Source organism: Collinsella sp. LCP19S3_B11, assembly GCF_052121915.1.
Taxonomy (GTDB): domain Bacteria; phylum Actinomycetota; class Coriobacteriia; order Coriobacteriales; family Coriobacteriaceae; genus Collinsella.
In genome coordinates, this window is record NZ_JBQKDI010000053.1 from 1 (window position 1) to 703 (window position 703).

1 protein-coding gene is annotated in these 703 nt (G+C 74.4%); it reads left to right on the forward strand.

The annotated features are described in order from the left end of the window. Positions 1–513, forward strand: a 513-nt coding sequence (locus ACTQV4_RS10325) for a transposase (RefSeq protein WP_441569783.1), incomplete at its 5' end; no start/stop codon positions are given. Between the last annotated feature and the right edge of the window lie 190 nt (positions 514–703).

Genomic DNA, 703 nt, shown 5'->3' on the forward strand with positions numbered 1-703 from the left:
GAGTCGGACCGCCGGCAGCTCGAGAAGAAGGTGCTCGCCCTCGCCCGGACCGACCGGTGGCGCCCGGCCGTCGAGGCGCTCTCCTGCATCAAGGGAATCGACACCCTGACGGCCTTCAGGCTCGCAGCCGAGGCGGGCTCCTTCACGAGGTTCCGGACGGCCCCGGCCTTCGCGAGCTGGTGCGGGCTGGTCCCGTCGGAGCGCTCGAGCGGCGAGACCGAGCGGCGCGGCGGGATAACCAAGACGGGCAACCGGCTCGCCAGGACGGCGCTGGTGGAGTCGGCGTGGCACTACCTGACGTGCACGCCCCGCCCGAAGGCCCCGGCGCCCGGCGCGGACGTCCCCGCGGCGATCCGGGCGCGCGCCGACGACTGCACCGCCAGGCTCTGCCGTCGCCGCGAGGCGCTGGCGGCGGCGGGCAAGAGCCCGTGCAAGGCAAACGCCGCCGTCGCGCGCGAGCTCGCCTGCTGGGTCTGGGAGATCGGGCGCCGGGCGGAGGGGACCCTCGGCTGACCCCGTCGGACAACAAGCCTCCCGCCGGGAGGGCCCGCGCCTCGACGCATCGCCGGCGCGCGTTCACGACCCTTTTTTGGGCAGCCCAAGGCAAGGGCCGCGCCCGTGAACAAGACTGGTTTCGGACGAGCGCGCCGGACGGAGAATCGAAATGCGGTGGGGTGCGCGGACATACCGGGCTGACCGCCGG